General features: G+C 70.3%; 14 protein-coding genes. 7 read left to right on the forward strand and 7 right to left on the reverse strand.

Annotated elements, in window-relative coordinates:
• Positions 1-93 precede the first annotated feature (93 nt).
• A complete protein-coding gene (locus ACQ66R_RS08325; protein WP_430420938.1) occupies positions 94-447 on the reverse strand; it encodes a hypothetical protein in 354 nt (117 codons plus the stop codon).
• Between the two features lie 320 nt (positions 448-767).
• Here ACQ66R_RS08325 and ACQ66R_RS08330 point away from each other — a divergent pair, with 320 nt between their 5' ends.
• The 7 genes from ACQ66R_RS08330 to ACQ66R_RS08360 all read left to right on the forward strand — a co-directional run bounded on the left by ACQ66R_RS08330 (position 768) and on the right by ACQ66R_RS08360 (position 10,469).
• The gene (locus tag ACQ66R_RS08330) at positions 768-1,097 is read left to right on the forward strand and encodes a hypothetical protein (RefSeq protein WP_430420940.1); all 330 of its coding nucleotides are present in this window, start codon (positions 768-770) and stop codon (positions 1,095-1,097) included.
• A 280-nt stretch (positions 1,098-1,377) separates the two neighbouring features.
• Positions 1,378-2,322 (forward strand): hypothetical protein, encoded by a 945-nt coding sequence (locus ACQ66R_RS08335; protein WP_430420942.1) that lies wholly within the window; start codon positions 1,378-1,380, stop codon positions 2,320-2,322.
• Positions 2,323-2,720: 398 nt separating this feature from the next.
• Positions 2,721-5,246 (forward strand): TonB-dependent receptor domain-containing protein, encoded by a 2,526-nt coding sequence (locus tag ACQ66R_RS08340; protein WP_430420944.1) that lies wholly within the window; start codon positions 2,721-2,723, stop codon positions 5,244-5,246.
• A 151-nt stretch (positions 5,247-5,397) separates the two neighbouring features.
• A complete protein-coding gene (locus tag ACQ66R_RS08345) occupies positions 5,398-6,456 on the forward strand; it encodes an HlyD family secretion protein (protein WP_430420945.1) in 1,059 nt (352 codons plus the stop codon).
• Between the two features lie 5 nt (positions 6,457-6,461).
• Positions 6,462-7,970 carry an efflux transporter outer membrane subunit gene (locus ACQ66R_RS08350; RefSeq protein WP_430420947.1) on the forward strand — a complete coding sequence of 503 codons (1,509 nt, stop codon included), beginning with the start codon at positions 6,462-6,464 and terminating at the stop codon, positions 7,968-7,970.
• Positions 7,948-9,474 (forward strand): DHA2 family efflux MFS transporter permease subunit, encoded by a 1,527-nt coding sequence (locus ACQ66R_RS08355; RefSeq protein ID WP_430420949.1) that lies wholly within the window; start codon positions 7,948-7,950, stop codon positions 9,472-9,474. The genes ACQ66R_RS08350 and ACQ66R_RS08355 overlap by 23 nt, the downstream gene beginning before the upstream one ends.
• 71 nt (positions 9,475-9,545) lie before the next feature.
• Positions 9,546-10,469, forward strand: coding sequence for a phytanoyl-CoA dioxygenase family protein (locus ACQ66R_RS08360; RefSeq protein ID WP_430420951.1), 924 nt, complete (start codon positions 9,546-9,548; stop codon positions 10,467-10,469).
• Positions 10,470-10,509: 40 nt separating this feature from the next.
• Here the strand turns inward: ACQ66R_RS08360 and ACQ66R_RS08365 are convergent, their stop codons facing one another.
• The 6 genes from ACQ66R_RS08365 to ACQ66R_RS08390 are packed head-to-tail and all read right to left on the reverse strand — an operon-like array spanning position 10,510 to position 15,911.
• Entirely contained in the window at positions 10,510-11,283 is a 774-nt protein-coding gene (locus ACQ66R_RS08365) for an SDR family oxidoreductase (RefSeq protein WP_430420953.1), read from the reverse strand.
• 26 nt (positions 11,284-11,309) lie between these two features.
• Complete coding sequence (locus ACQ66R_RS08370) at positions 11,310-12,179, reverse strand: VOC family protein (protein ID WP_430420955.1); 870 nt, start codon at positions 12,177-12,179, stop codon at positions 11,310-11,312.
• Positions 12,176-13,159 carry a helix-turn-helix domain-containing protein gene (locus ACQ66R_RS08375; protein ID WP_430420957.1) on the reverse strand — a complete coding sequence of 328 codons (984 nt, stop codon included), beginning with the start codon at positions 13,157-13,159 and terminating at the stop codon, positions 12,176-12,178. The genes ACQ66R_RS08370 and ACQ66R_RS08375 overlap by 4 nt, the downstream gene beginning before the upstream one ends.
• Positions 13,156-13,977 (reverse strand): 3-(cis-5,6-dihydroxycyclohexa-1,3-dien-1-yl)propanoate dehydrogenase, encoded by an 822-nt coding sequence (hcaB, locus tag ACQ66R_RS08380; RefSeq protein ID WP_430420958.1) that lies wholly within the window; start codon positions 13,975-13,977, stop codon positions 13,156-13,158. The genes ACQ66R_RS08375 and hcaB overlap by 4 nt, the downstream gene beginning before the upstream one ends.
• A complete protein-coding gene (locus ACQ66R_RS08385) occupies positions 13,978-14,547 on the reverse strand; it encodes an aromatic-ring-hydroxylating dioxygenase subunit beta (RefSeq protein WP_430420960.1) in 570 nt (189 codons plus the stop codon).
• Entirely contained in the window at positions 14,547-15,911 is a 1,365-nt protein-coding gene (locus ACQ66R_RS08390) for an aromatic ring-hydroxylating oxygenase subunit alpha (protein WP_430420962.1), read from the reverse strand. The genes ACQ66R_RS08385 and ACQ66R_RS08390 overlap by 1 nt, the downstream gene beginning before the upstream one ends.
• Between the last annotated feature and the right edge of the window lie 81 nt (positions 15,912-15,992).

The following is a 15,992-nucleotide window of genomic DNA, read 5'->3' on the forward strand; positions in this document are numbered from 1 at the left end:
GCCGCGCGATGATCGTGCTCATGGGGCTGCTGTTCGCCGCCTACATGGCGGCGACGTTCCTGCGGTAGGGGCGACCTGACCGCGCGGCGCGCGTCAGTCCGTCCGGCGGACCGCGTTCCAGTTGAACAGGAAGTTGCGGTGCTCGGCCCAGGTCTGGCCGCGGGCGACGTCGCCGTCCAGGCAGACGGTGGTGTGGTACGGGCCCGCGCCGTCGGTGGTGCGGAAGCTGGCGCAGGTGCGGCCGCGGTCGGTCTTCCAGCGGCCCGCCTGGATCTCGCTGTCGTAGAAGCTGCCGCTGACCGCGCCGTCCGGGGCGAGCGCGAGGTCCATGGCCTTTGTGTACGGCTGGCCGGGCTGGCTGGAGAGGTCCACCGTCCAGCGGCCCGCGAGCGGCGGCGGGGAGCCGCCCACAGCGGCTGCGGCGAGGAGGGCGGCGACGACGAGCATGGGCGCTCCAGGAACAGGGTGACGGCCGGCCAGGATAGGGTGCCGGGGCGGCTCGGTCAGCGGCTTTTGTTGGGGACCCCGTGTGGCCTCGGCGGGGCGATCGGGCAGTGGCGGCCGGTCTGCGCCATTCAATCCATGGACGGAGTTTGCCTTTGGACCGAGCCGTCTCAAGGACGGCCCGGAGGGCCGCCGCGGCGCGGGCGCGCGGCGCGCGCTCCTTGACACGGCTCGGTCCCAAGGCTCGCATCAACCATGGATTTCAGGGCGGATTTTATCCCCGGTGGGGATGCGTGCTCTGAGGGGTTGAGCCGCTTTCGCTGATGACCGATGTCCCGCTGACGCCCCGCCTTGCCGCAAAGCTCGCCACGATGTTCCCGGCTGGGGATTGTGCGTTCGCCGCGCAATGGCTGGTGTCGGAGTGCGGGCCGAGGATTCCCGGCGGCTTCACGGATCCAACCTGGGTCGAGCGGGTCAGGGCCGCGGCTCTGAGATTGAGCGCCGGATCCCTCGACAAGCTGGCGGTGGCGACGGGGCTGGGGCAGCAGGACTGGCGCGACCTGTTGATGGCGGCAGGTTTCGGTCACCCTGACGCCTACGAGGCCTGGCTGGACGAGGGCCCGCGAGACGAGGCGGACGCGGCGAACGTCTGACCAGCGCCCCCGTGGCTACCCACCGCCCGCCCTCTCCACCATCCGCTCTACGGCCCGCGGCCTCGGCGAGCGGTCCTCCTCCCGCGGCGTCTTTGGGGGAGGTAAGGGCCCTCCGGGTCCAAAGGCGGTGGGGTGGTGGGCGCGGCGCCGCCCTCTCCCGGCCTCTCCCTCGGCGCTGCCGCGCCCGGGAGAGGAGCGCGCCTTTGGTTCTTGTTTTGTTCTCGTTTGTGATGTACCCTGCGCGCTTCGGGTGGCGGTGGCTTTTCGAGGAGATGCGGTGGTGGATGACGCGGCGGGTGGGATGGTTCGGCCCGGGGCGGCGGCGCCGGGGCTGAGCGTCTATTCGGAGGAGATGGGGGCCGAGATCTGTCGGGCGGTGGTGTCCGGGCGCAGCCTGATGGCGGCGTGCGCGGAGCCGGGTCGGCCGCATCGGACGACGGTCCGGAACTGGGCGCGGTCGCATCCCGACTTCGGGGAAGCGTTGCGCGAGGCGTATCGCGAGGCGCGGGTGTCGGTGCGGATGCGCGACCGGCAGAAGGCGGCCGAGGACAAGGCCCGGATGGCGGCCGATCCCCCGCGGCGCGGGGGCAAGGCGTGCGGCTATACCCGGGCGCTGGCCGAGGCGATCTGCGCGCGGCTGGAGGAAGGCGAGAGCCTGACCTCGATCGGGCGCGACCCGGCGATGCCCTGCTATGGCACGATCCTGAAATGGGTGAAGACCTATCCGGAGTTCGAGGAGATGTACGTGGCCGCCCGCGAGACGCAGGGCCACTGGCTTTTCGACGAGGCGCGCGACGTGGCGCTGGCGGCGACGCGGGCGACGTGGCCCGTGGCGCGGCTGCAGTTCGACGTGATCCGCTGGCAGGCGGCGCGGCTGGCGCCGAAGAAGTACCTGGAGCGCCTGTTGGCGGCCGAGGCGATGGCCGGGCGCGGGGGCGACGGCGCCGCGGGTGACGGCGCCGATCGCGAGCCACTGCATATCGTCTTCAGCGCCATGCACTTCGAGGTCGGTCCGAACGGCAAGGTGCTGGCCGCGCCGCCCCGCAACGCGGCCGAGGCGCAGGCCTGGATCGACGCGACGGGGCGGCCCTACGAGGCCGGGGTCGGCCCGAACGGCCAAGTGCGCCCGCCGATGGACAGCCCCGACGCCTGGGCGGGACAGGCGGCGCAGCCGCAGGACAGGCTTCGGCGCAAGACGACGTGGCGACCCGCGGGCGGGCGCTAGCGCGCGCCGGACGAACTTGGAAACGGGTTTCGCCCCGATACGCGCTCTGAGCCAGACAGATCGAGCCTGTTCATCCGGTTCAGATGATTCCATCTGAACCGGACAGCTCCAGGCGGGACAACACCTATCTCCGGTAGTGCGGCGGTGCGGCTCCGCCGCGGCGAGGCGTCGCAGCGGCGGCCGTGAGGACGTTCTGAAGACGCACGATCATCGCGGTCGCAAAGCCAATACAGCTAAGCGATAGCGCATGCCGCCTTCGCACGGAGGACACTGGGCACGATCGATACTCAGAGACACCATCTAGTTGAGCGCAGTATTCAATCCATCGATGTTTACCGACACGAAACATTAACCCTCTCAAATCGACCTCAAATCGATGTATTGGGGACGGGCTCATCATGCGTTCTTTGTATGTATCTGCGGCAATTTGTCCGCTACTATTTGCCGCACCCGCGCTCTGCGCGCCTTCTGAGACAGTAGACAAGCCCATCAATACAGCGCGGGCCGCGACCGGCGACAGCGCAGCGGCGGCGGCCACCACCGCGGCCGCACCAGCCAGCCGGGAGGAGGTCTTCTCCACCGGCGTCGCCAAGGGCCGCGACCGGCTGGACAGCGCCACCTCGACCAGCGCCCTGCGCGAAAAGGAGATCGAGGCCCTGGGCGCCCGTTCGTTGGGCGACCTGCTTCGCAACCTGCCGGGCATCCGGACCGAGTCGTCCACCGGGGACGGCAGCTCGGCCTACACCATCCGCGGCCTGCCGCTGGCGTCGGGCGGGTCGAAGTACATGCAGCTCCAGGAAGACGGCCTGCCGGTCCTGGAGTTCGGCGACTTCTTCAACGGGGCGGTCGACATCTATATCCGCGCCGACCTCAACCTGGCGGCGGTGGAGTCCATTCGCGGCGGATCGTCCTCGACCTTCGCGTCGAACTCGCCGGCCGGCGTGATCAACCTGATCTCCAAGACCGGGGACGTGGCCGGCGGCGCGCTGCAGGTGACCACCGGGCTCGACTACGACACCCAGCGCGTGGACTTCGAATACGGCGCGCCGATCAACGACTCGTGGCGCTTTCACGTGGGCGGCTTCTACCGGCAGGGCGAGGGCCCGCGCGACGTGGGCTTCACGGCCTTCAAGGGCGGCCAGCTCAAGGCCAATCTGACCAAGCAGTTCGCCAACGGCTACGTCCGGTTGTCGGGCAAGTATCTGGACGACCGCTCGCCGCACTATCTTCCGGGGCCGGTGCGTATCACGGGCACGAACGAAGACCCGAAGTATGGAAGCTTCCCGGGTTACGACGTCCGGCGCGACTCGATGCTCTCGGGCAACCTGCCCAACCTGGTCGTTCTGGACGCCAACAACACGCCGGTCGAGATTCCGGTCAGCCAGGGCATGAACGCCCTGGTGAAGTCGATCGGCCTGGAGTCGCAGTTCGAGGTCCAGGGCTGGACGATCACCCAGCGCGGCCGATACGCGGAGATCGAGGGCGGCACGCTGCGCAACCTGGTCGCCAACATCTATGCGGGCGGCGCCCTTCCGGCGTCGCTGGGCGGCGGGACGGGAACCTTCACCTACGCCACCGGCCCGCGGGCGGGCCAGGTCATCACCAACCTCGCCGGCATCAACGGCAACGGCCTGGTGGTGGCGACGTCGCTGAACCGGATCGAGTCCCGGTCGCTGGACAACGCCATCAACGACCTGCGCGCCACCCGCGCCTTCCCGGTCGGCAAGGCCGAACTGACCGTGACGGGGGGAATCTACAAGTCGCTGCAGGACTACACCAGCGACTGGCTCTACAGTAACCACCTGCAGGACGTGGCCGACGACGGCATGTCGTCGCTCATCAACTTCACCAACGCCGCCGGCGTCCCGCAGAGCCAGGACGGCTATCTGGGGTACAACCGGTCGGGCAGCACCGCGTTCTTCCGGCGCAGCTACGACGTGCGGTACAACATCACGGCGCCCTACGGCTCGCTGAACTACCGCCTGGGCAAGGTCGCGGTGGGCGGCAGCCTCCGCTACGACTCGGGCCGGGTGCGCGGCAAGCTGTACGGCGCGGACCTGGGCGGCGGCCGCATCGGCATCCGGCCGGTGGACTTCAACGGCAACGGCGTGATCTCGGTCGCGGAGTCGAAGACGGCGTTCACGCCCTACGACAGCCCGGCGCCCGTCGATTACAACTACAACTACATCAGCTATTCGGTGGGCGTGAACTACCGGGTGGCCGAGCCGTTCGCGGTGTTCGCCCGCTACAGCCGCGGCGCGCGGGCCGGCGCCGACAAGCTGCTGTTCTCCAACAAGGTCAGCACGACCGACGGCAGCCTCCTAAACAAGGGCGACGGCTACGACGTCGTCAAGCAGTTCGAGGGCGGGTTCAAGTATCGCGCCGCGGGCATCACCGTGAACGTCACGGGCTTCCACGCCGACACGGAAGACACCAACGTCCAGGCGGGCGCCATCACCACGGACCGGACCTACAAGGCCTATGGCGTCGAGGCCGAGGGCGGATATCGGCACGGGCCGTTCAGCATCCGGGCCGGCGTGACCTACACCCACGCCGAACTGGTCAACGACAAGCTGAACGCCGCCGTGGCCGGCAAGGTCCCGCGCCGGCAGCCGGACTTCATCTTCCAGGTGACGCCGCAGTTCGAGCTGGAGAAGGTGACGGTCGGCGCCAACGTGATCGGCACGACCAACAGCTGGGTTCAGGACAACAACCTGATGAAGATGCCGGGCTACACGCTGGTCAGCGCCTTCGCCCAGTATCGCCCGACCGAGCGCGTGCAGCTGATGCTCCACGTCGACAACCTGTTCGACAAGACAGCCTTCATCGAGATCACCACGCCGTCGGTCCCGGCGAACGGCATCGGCCTGGGTCGCGCCATCAACGGCCGCACGATCTCCATGTCGGCCCGCCTGGACTTCTAGGACCTGCCGCCGCCCGCCCCTCTCCCAGGGGGGCGGGCGAAGGCCCCGCGAAGGCTCTTGCCGAACGTAGCGTCCCCCTGAATAGGTGGTATGCAACAAGGCCTGCCCGGCTCAGAAGAGGCAGGCCGTTCAGTAGGGCGTCGGGGGGAATTTGAGCCAGTCCGAGGAGCAGCCGTCCGCCGCTGTCGGCGAGCCGCGTCGCCGGTTCCGTCGCCGCTGGATCGTCATGGCGGCGGGCCCGATCCTGATCCTTGCGGGGCTGGCCTATCTGATCCTGACCAGCGGTCGGTTCGAGACCACCGACAACGCCTATGTCCAGGTGGCCAAGACGCCGGTGGCGCCGTCCATCTCGGGCCGGGTCGTCGAGATCTACGTCAAGGAGAACCAGCCCGTCCGGCGCGGGCAGGTGCTTTTCCGGCTGGACCAGCGCGACCTGCAGGCCAGCGTCGACCTGGCCCAGGCCCAGCTCAGCAACGCCCAGCTTTCGGTGAGCCAGGCGCGGATCGCCTATCAGCGCGAGATGGCCAACGTCTCCGCGGCGCGCGAGAACCTGGCGTTCGCCACGCGCGAGGTGACCCGTCAGCGCCAGCTCAACAGCGCCGGCGCCGTCTCGGGCCAGGCGGTGGACCAGGCCGTGCACACCGCCAACCTGGCGCGCGACCAGCTCGCCGTCGCCCAGCAACAGGCCGCCCAGGCCCTGGCGGCGCTGGGCGGAGACCCGAACGTCGCCGATCAGGCGCCCGCTGTGTTGCAGGCCCGCGCCCAGCTGCAGCGCGCGCGGCTGAACCAGGATTTCGCCACCGTGGTCGCCCCCGCCGACGGCGTGGTCGCGCGTGTGGATCAGCTGCCGGTGGGCGCCTACCTCAACGCCTCGCAGACGGCGTTCTGGCTGCTGTCGGGCGCCCCCTGGATCGAGGCGAACTTCAAGGAAGACCAGGTCCGCAACATGGAGGTGGGCCAGGCCGTCGAGATCGATATCGACGCCTATCCCGGCGGCCCGCTGCAGGGCCACGTCGCCAGCTTCGCGCCGGGCACCGGCTCGGCCTTCTCGGTGCTGCCGGCCCAGAACGCCACGGGCAACTGGGTGAAGGTGACCCAGCGCCTGCCGGTGCGCATCGCGTTCGACCGCCCGCCCCCGCCGCGGGCGGCGCGCGCCGGCCTGTCGGCCAAGGTGAAGGTCGATGTGCGCAATGCGCTGAAGCGGAACTAGCGCGGATGGCCCGCGCGTCCGCCGCCCGCCTCTGCGCCGTCCTCGGGGGTCTCAGTCTCGCCCTGTCGGCCTGCACGACCGTGGGCCCCGATTTCGCACCGCCGCCGGTGGACGCCCCCGCCGGCTACGCGATGGTCGGGGATGCGCCGGCGCCCGGCGTCGTCCTCAGCCCCGACGTCCGCCTCGCCGGTCCCTGGTGGCAGGCGTTCGGCTCGCCGGCGCTGGACGAGGTGATGAAACTGGCCCTGGCCGACAGCCCCAGCGTGGCGGCGGCGCGGGCCAAGCTGGAGCGCTACCAGGCCGCCGAGCGCGAGGCGGCCGGCGCGCGCAAGCCGTTGGTCGAGGGGACCGCCTCGGCCCAGCGCCAGAAGTTCAACCCGGCCTCGTTCGGCTTCTCGGGCGCCCCCGCGGGCTCGCAGTTCACCGAGTTCGGACGGGCGCGAACGTACGACGTGTTCTCGCTGGGCGGGCACGTCAGCTACGACCTGGACCTGTTCGGCGGCGCGCGCCGTCGCGAGGAGGCGGCCGCCGCCCGCACCGCCCAGGCTGCGCACGAGGCCGACGCCGCCTATCTGACCCTCACCGCCAACGTGGCCTGGCAGGCCGTGCGCATCGCGGGGCTGAAGGGCGAGATCGCGGCGCTGCAGTCGATCATCGCCGACGACCGCACGCTGCTGGACCTGGCCCGCAAGTCGTTCGCCCTGGGCGGCATTCCGCGCATCACGGTCACCCAGGTCGAGGCCGGGCTGGCCGAGGACGAGGCGCTGATCCCGCCCCTGCTGCGGCAGTACGACGCCGCCCGGCGCCAGCTGGCCCTGCTGGTCGGCAAGTCGCCCGGCGCCTGGAGCCCGCCCGACTTCGACCTGGCGGGCCTGACCGCGCCGGCGACCACGCCCGTCAGCCTGCCGTCGGCCCTGGCGCGGCGCCGGCCCGACATCCTGGCCGCCGAGGCCGAGCTGCACGCAGCCACGGCCAACATCGGCGCCGCGCTGGCCGACCGGTATCCCAACATCCGACTTTCGGCGAACGGCGCGCTGTCGGCGATCAACCCCGAGGACGTGATCTCGACCGACGCCACCGGCTGGACCCTGCTGGGCGGGCTGACCGCGCCGATCTTCGACGGCGGCGCGCGCAAGGCCCGCACGCGGCAGGCCGAAGCCCAGGCTCGGGAGGCGCTCGCGCGCTACCGGCTGACCGTGCTTCGCGCCTTCGTGGAAGTGTCGGACGCCATGGCCGCTTTGGAGACCGACCGGCAGCGGACCGAGGCGCTGACGCGCGCGGTGTCGCTCAGCCGCGAGTCGGCCGACGTGACCCTGCGCGCGGCGCAGCTGGGCGCGCGCACGGCCGCCGAGGTGCTGCAGGCCCGCCGCCAGCTGGACCGCGACCGCCGCGACCTGGCGAACGCCCAGGCCCAGCGGCTCTCCGACCTGGTGAGCCTCTACGCGGCGTCGGCCGCCGACTGGGGCGGGCGCGACGTGTCCGGAGGGGCCAATGGCGTCGGCCCAGGACGTTAGGAACCGGATCCCGATCACCGGCTCGCTGATGCTGGCGACGCTGATGTACACGCTGGACTCGACCATCGCGAACGTGGCGCTGCCGCATATGCAGGGCAGCCTGTCGGCCTCGCAGGACGAGATTACCTGGGTGCTGACCTCGTACATCCTCGCGACCGCGGTGGCGACGCCGCTGGCCGGCTGGCTGGCGCAGAAGATCGGCCGCAAGACCATGCTGCTGTGGTCGATCGTGGGCTTCACCATCGCCTCGATGGCCTGCGGCCTGGCCCAGAACGTGCCCGAGATGGTGCTCTTCCGCGTGCTGCAGGGGCTGGCGGGCGCGGGGCTGATGCCGCTGTCGCAGTCGGTGATGCTCGACATCTTCCCGATGACCATGATCCCCCGGGTGATGAGCATCTGGAGCGCCGCGGTGATCCTGGGCCCGATCGCCGGCCCCACCCTGGGCGGCTGGATCACCGAGGAGCTGGACTGGCGCTGGGTGTTCTTCATCAACCTGCCGATCGGCATCCTGGCGATCGTGGGGGTGCTGCGGTTCATGGCTCACGACCCCGGAGGGCGGGCCAGACCCTTCGACTTCGTGGGCTTCGGCGGGCTGATCGCCTTCATCGTCGGCTTGCAGGCCATGCTGGACCGCGGCCCCGGGCGCGACTGGTTCGACTCCAAGGAGATCTGGGTCGAGACCGCCATCGCGCTGGCCGGCCTGTGGGTGTTCATCGTCCAGACGGCGACCGCCAAGAACCCCTTCTTCCACCGCGACCTGGCCAAGGACCGCAACTTCATCGGCACCACCCTGTTCGGGTTCTTCGTCGGCGTGCTGCTGTTCTCGACGACGGCGCTGTTGCCGTCGTTCATGCAGACCCTGATGGGCTATTCCGCGACCCAGGCCGGCATCGCGAGCGTGACGCGGGGCCTGGGCTCGCTGGTCTCGTTCCTGCTGGTCCCGACGGCCATGGCGCGCCTGGGCCCGCGCATGTGCCTGTTCCTGGGCCTCGTGCTGTGCGTCTGCGGCCTATGGATGATGGGGGGCTTCAGCCTCGAGATGACCTCGGGGCCCATCCTGATCAGCGGCTTCGTCCAGGGCTTCGGCGTGGGCCTCCTGTTCTCGCCGCTCAGCACGCTCGCCTATGTGACCCTGGACCCGCGCCATCGGGTGGAGGGCACGATCGTCTCCACCATGGTCCGCAGCCTGGGCTCCAGCGTCGGCATCTCGATCGTCCTGGCCGCGGTCCTGCGCAATTCGGCGGGCGCCCACAGTGAGCTGGCCGGGCGCGTCGATCCCTCCAGTCCGCTGCTGCACAACCTGCTGCCGGCGTTCATGGATCCCCGCACGGTGATGGGCGCCCAGGTGCTGAACGGCGAGATCACCCGGCAGTCCGCGATGATCGGCTACGTCAACATCTTCATGTGGATGGCGCTGGCCACCTGCATCATCGTGCCGGCGGTCATCCTGCTGCGGCCGGCCCGCGCCGCGCCGTCGGACACTGTCGAAATCCACTCGGAATAAGGCGAAGCCGGCCCGTGACTTCCGCGCACGGAAGTCTGGCACAGTACTGCGACCCATCGGGAGGAGCCGCCATGCCGAGCCTCGTCCACCTGCCGGTCGACGCGCCGGCCGAAGAGATCACCGCCGCCCTGGACCGCGACGGGGCGCTGATCCTCGACAACGCCCTGCCCCCGGACGACGTCGACGCGCTGGTCGCAGAGCTTCGACCCTGGGTCGAGGCGACAACGGCCGGGCGCGACAGCTTCTCCGGCGACCGCACCACCCGCACGGGCGCCCTGGTGGCGCGCTCGCCGCGCATCCGGCCCCTGGTGATGGACCCCCGCATCCTGGCGGTGTGCGACGCGGTGCTGAAGCCCAACTGCCACCGCTATCAGCTGCACCTGGCGCAGCTGATCCGGATCATGCCCGGACAGGGCGCGCAGGCCATCCACCGCGACCGCTGGGCCTGGGGCCGCCAGATGCCGGGGATCGAGCCGCAGGTGAACACCATCTGGGCGCTCACCGACTTCACCGCCGCCAACGGCGCCACCCAGGTGATCCCGGGCTCGCAGGTCTGGGACGACGATCGCAAGGCCCTGCCCCACGAGATCGCGCGGGCCGAGATGAGGAAGGGCTCGGTGCTGGTCTACACCGGCACGGTGTTCCACTCGGGCGGGGCGAACGACGCCGATCACGACAGGTGGGGCCTGAACATCACCTATTCGCTGGGGTGGCTGCGCCAGGAGGAGAACATGTACCTCTCCTGCCCGCCCGACGTGGCCCGCACCCTGGACCCCGAGCTGGCCGCCCTGGTCGGCTACGCCATGAGCAACTACGCCCTCGGCTACTACACCCCGCCCCTGCCCCCCGGCGAAGGCCCCGAGACCGTGCCGCCCGAGTGGGCGCTGGGCGGGATGACTCCGGACGCCGCGGGGAGCCTGGGCGGCGCCGAACTGCTGGACGAAGTGATCGCGCGGGCGAAGCGGAAGGCGGAGGGGGTGGAGATACCCACTTAGCTGCAACCGCCGAGGACTGTCCGGGCCCGGGCCGAGGGCGCTACAGCAGTCCTGGGAACTGGCCGCCGTCGAGCAGGATGTTCTGGCCGGTGATGAAGCCGGCGTTGGCGCCGCAGAGGAAGGCGCACATGTCGCCGAACTCCTGGGGCTCGCCGAACCGGCGCGCCGGGATCTGGCTCTTCGCGCGATCGCGATAGGCCTCGACGTCGCCGCCTTGCGCGAAGCGGGCGTGATTGGACTTCAGGCGGTCGGTGTCGAACTGGCCCGGCAGGACGCTGTTGAGCGTCACGTTGTGACGCGCCACCTCTCGCGAGAGACCGCCCACGAAGCCGGTCAGGCCGGCGCGGGCGCCGTTCGACAGACCCAGAACGTTGGCCGGCGCCTTGACCATATGGCTGGTGATGTTGACTACGCGGCCGAACTTCCGCTCGATCATGCCGTCGATCGTGGCCTGGATCAGGAAGATCGCCGACAGCATGTTGCCGTCGATGGCCTTCAGCCAGTCGTCGCGGGTCCAGTTGCGGAAGTCCCCGGGGGGCGGCCCGCCGGCGTTGTTGATCAGGATGTCCGGGGCGGGACAGGCGGCCAGCACCGCGGCGCGGCCGGCCTCGGTGGTGACGTCGGCGGCGACGACACGGACGTCGGCGCCCGTCTGGGCCGCGATCTCGCCGGCGGCCTTGGCGAGCCGCGCCTCGTCGCGGGCGGCGATGACCACGTCGACGCCCTCGCGCGCCAGCGCGACGGCCGTCGCCCGGCCGAGACCGGCGCTGCCGCCACAGACGATCGCCTTACGGCCCTTGATGCCCAGGTCCACGCGTTTCTCCTTGGTCCGGATTCAGTTCAGTGCGACGGGCGATGGTGGCCCCAGCTGGACGGGCGGTCGTGGCGACTGACCCGCCAGTTGGCGACGTCCACCTCGACGGCCCCCTGGCCGAACTCCACCTCGAAGCCGGCCGGCGTCTGCGAATAGAACGAGACCATCTGGTCGTTGGTGTGTCGTCCCAGGCTGGCGGTGATCGGCGCGCCCGCCGCGGTGGCACGTTCCAGCGCAAAGCCGAGCTCGTCCAGTTCGGCGACCTGGACCATGAAGTGATGCAGGCGCTTCGGGAGCGGCAGGGGCATCAGCGCCAGAGTGTGGTGGCGCGGATTGCAGTGGAAGAACTCCATGTCGAAGCCGAACTCGGGGCTCATCTGCATGCGGATGACGTCCGAGAGCCGGAAGCCCAGCAGGTCCTGGTAGAACCGCCGCGAGGCATCCATGTCCTTCGTGGAAAGCACGACATGGCCCAGTCCCTGGTCGCCCGTCACAAAGCCGCCCACCCCGGCGGGAGAGGCAAACGGGGCCTCGGTGCGCAAGGTCGGTCCGTAGAAGATCTCGACCGGCAGGCCGTCGGGATCCTCGCAGGTCACCATCCCCAGCACCTGCCGGGCGGCCAGGCGCTCCGGATCGCCGTTCCCGACCGCCACGCCGGCCGCGGCCAGGCGCGCGCGCAGGGCCTCCATCTCGGCCGGCCCCGCAACCTCGAAGCCCAGAAAGGCCACGTCATCGGCGTCGCCGGCCTCGACGGCGATGCGCCAGGCCATGTCGTCCAGGCGGTAGCAGCCGGCCGTCTCGCCGGGCATGAGGCCCAGTACGCCGGTGGCGTAGGCGTCGAACGCCGCGGGGTCCTTCACCCGCAGTCCGAGGTAACCGAGCGAGCCGATGGTCATGGCGCTTCCCTTCGCGGATGGGCGGTGGCCGGCGGGCGCGCGGGGCGTCGCCGGGCAAGTGGTTCGTCGCGGCTCTCGCGCCCGCGCCGCCAACGGGCCGGCGTCTCGCCGAACTCCCGCTGGAAGGCGCGGACGAAGGCGGCCGCGGAGCTGTAGCCCGCCTCGGCGGCGGCGGCTTCGACGCTGAGCGCCGTCGAGGCCATCCGCCGCGCGACGCCGGTGAGGCGCAGGCGTGAGATGATGCGAGCTGGGGTCTCGCCGGTGACCAGCTTGAACTGTTCGGCGAAGCGGGTGCGCGACATGCCGGACGCCTTGGCCAGGTCGGCCAGATTCCAGGCCTGCTCGGGCGCATTGAGGAACGCGTTTATCGCCTGGATCAGCCGCGGATGCGGCGGCTCGATGGGCGGGACCGACGGTGTGGCGCGATCCGCGAACGCACGGCGGCTGTAGTTGATCGCCATGGTCTCGGCCAGGCGGCGGATCACCAAGTTGCGGTCGATCTGCGCCTCGTCGGCATACTCGTCTTCCACCATCTCGGCGGCGCGCCACAGGCGGCGCGACAGGTCGGGATGCTGGCCGTGGCCGACGAAGATGGGCCCCCAGACCAGCGAGCCCAGGGCCAGGGCCTCGCTGGGGGCCACGCCCAGGAAGAGGTCCACGGCGCGGCCGGGGTCGGGATCGGACACGCCCCGCAGGTCGAACCCGTTCGCCGGCCGGTCGGACGCCGCGTCCGCCGCCCGGAACGTGTGCGGCGCCAGCCCGCTGATCGCCACCGCGTCGCCCGGTCCCAGGTCGTACGTCCGGGTGAGGGGAAAGTCTGTCTCCAGCCGCAGCCGCCCCCGGCGCACCATGACGCAGTAGGAAAAGGCCCCCGGCGCCAGAGCCTTCACCGATCCGGCGTCGGCGGCGGCGCGTACGAAGTAGACGCCGTCCATCTGCACGTCGTTGCGGACGACGTCCGGGGTGAAGGCCAAGCTCATGCGCGGCCGTACTTCGCGGCCAGCCCCCCGCCGGCAGACGTGCGCCCGATGCCGCGGACGGCGATCCCGGCGTCCAGCTTCAACACCCCGCCGGTGGCCGGGCGGCTGTCGCGGCGCGAGGCCAGAAAGACGTAGCCGCCGGCGTAGTCGACCGTCGCCGGTACGAAGCCGATCGGCATGGCGGCGCCGGCGGAGCCCGGCAGGTCGAGGCTGGCGATGGACGTATCGGCCAGGTCCAGGGCGGCGGGGCCGCGCAGATCGGTATGGATGGGTCCGGGCGCCACGCCATTGACGCGGACGGCGGGCGCGAACTCGAAGGCCAGCTGCCGGATCAGGCCCACGACGGCGTGCTTCGAGGCCGTGTAGAGCGGCCCGCCGCCGGCCGGATCGAACCCGGCGTTGGAGGCCGTGAAGATGAACGATCCGGAGGTGCGCACCAGGGCCGGCAGGGCCGCCTTGGCGAGGTTGAGGTAGCCCTTGACGTTGACGTGGAACAGTTCGTCGAACGCCGCATCGATCCGGTCGGCGGGCAGGTCGTCCAGCGAGGTCGAATAGTCCCAGATGCCGGCGTTGCCGATGGCGCAGTCGAGCCGGCCGAAGCGCGCCACGCAGGCATCCACGGCGCGCTGGTTGTCGGCGATGGAGCGGACGTCGCCGCCGACGACCTCGACCTGCCCGGCCACGTCGGCCAGCCGCTCGGGCGCGCGGTCCAGCACCGCCACCTGGGCGCCCTCGTCCAGGAAGCGATCGACGATGGCCCGGCCGAGCCCAGAGGCGCCGCCGGTGATCAGCACGACCTCGCCGTTCAGCGCGCCCATCTAGAAGATCGTGCTCATGTTGGTGGACGGGATCACGGTGTGGTCCAGGAACAGATGACGCTTGACCAGCCGGAAGCTGTCGCCCGTCCGGCGCAGGACGTCCATGCGGCGGCCGATCCAGCTGTCCTGATCGCGCTCCAGGCGGGTGCGGTGGACGTGAAAGCTGGCCTCGAGCGTGATCTCGTCGACCTGGACGTCCAGGATGCGTACGTTGCTGACGAAATGGCGCGAGCGTGAGGGCGGATCCTCGGACCAGGCGGATCCGGCCTCCAGCTTTTTGACCCGCATCTCCAGGTAGGCCCAGTCGTCGTCGAAGTACGCGACCTCGCCGGGTTTGGTGAACTCGCGCTCGATGTCGGCGGCCGTCACCGTGCGGCGCACAGGCATCCAGTATTCGACATCCTCGGCCATCAGGGCCAGCCAGTCGCGGTAGCGGCGTGCGTCGAGCAACGCCGCCTCGGCGTAGAGAAACTGCTCGACCTCGTACTGCAGCAGCGCGCGCTGGGGCAGCGGAGTCTGGGCCCAGGCGCCATCGCGCGTTTGGGGGCGTGCGTGCTCCTGCGTTTCCATCAGACCGTCCCCACGGGCGGCGCCGAGTGATTGGCCTTGAGTTCGGCCCAGTTGCGGGCGCTCATCCATTCGGTCCAGGCGCGGTAGAGCCAGCGCTGGCCATGCTCGCTGATCAGGCCGTCGATGTAGTGCTCGCCGCCGGCGCCCACCTTCACCTCGTCGTGGCCCAGGCCCATCTGCAGGTTCTGTCCGAGGGCGCGGCTGGCGAAGCCGCGGGCCGAGCGCGTGCTCTGGCTCCAGTTCTCGCCGTCGTCCTGCTCCAGCAGGCCGGCGGGTCCGAACACGTGGTTCATGCTGCGGACGATCTGGCGCTTGGCTTCGGGCGGCGCGGCCTTGGGCACCATCGTGTACCACCACAACTCGGTGTGCGAGGGCCCGCGCGGCAGCCGCAGGCACATCTGCGCGCCGCTGATCGTCACCCACAGATTCGGGAAGATGTTGGGGTGGCCCTGGCTGCGGACCCCCTCGGGGCCCATCAGGTCAGCCGCCGCCTTGGGCCGGATCCGCGGCGAGCCCTGGGGCTGGGCCTGCGTCATCTCGGACCGCTGCTCGTCGGTGAGCTGGTCGATCTGGGCCTGCGCCGCGCGCGGGATGCCGGGACCGCCGATGGCGTGCCCGTACTCGCCCAGCATCACCAGCTGGTCCTTCGGGAACTGGATGGCGGCGATGTCCAGGAAACCCGACGTGTTGGCCGAGGCGTGGCTGTAGGGCACGTGGTACCAGTCGAAGAGATTGTCGACGGCGATCTTCCAGTTGCAGTCGATGACGTTCTTCTGGACTCCCTCGACGACCTCGATCTCGCCATTGGCGCAGATCATCCCCAGCCCGGCGCGGCCGGTAACGCCCAGGTAGTCGTGCAGCGAAGGCGCGTCGTCCGCCAGGGTCGCGAAATAGAAGCCGAGGTGGCTTTCGATGCGCGCCGTGGCGAGGCCCAGCCGGCTCTTGTCGAGATCGCCGTGGTAGAACGTGCTCTGGCCCGGCACGCCGATGAGCCGCCCGTCCAGGGCGTAGTTCCAGCCGTGATAGCTGCACACGAACGATTTGGCCCGGCCCTGCTCGGCGCGGCACAGCGCGTTGCCGCGATGGCGGCAGGTGTTAAGAAGCGCGCGAACCTCGTCCTTCTCGTCGCGGACGACGATGATCTGGTCCTCGCCGATGTAGCTGATGAGGTAGTCGCCGGGTTCCTTGAGCTGGCTCTCATGGCACATGAAGTTCCAGCCGCGGGCGAAGATGCGCTCCAGCTCCAGCTGGTAGAGGCCCGCGTCCGACAGCACGCGACGGTCCAACCAGCCCGTGGCCGGGTCGAACAACGCCGTCAGAGAGGCCTTGTCCCACGCCGCTGTGCGCTGCGTTCCGTCCGCCATAGCGACCTCCCGATCCTGGAAATCTTCGCTTCCGAGTTCCAGGAGGCTAACGCAGGCCGAGGCGAGCGATGAGCCCCGATC

The organism is Phenylobacterium sp., from assembly GCF_965284355.1.
Lineage (GTDB): Bacteria > Pseudomonadota > Alphaproteobacteria > Caulobacterales > Caulobacteraceae > Phenylobacterium.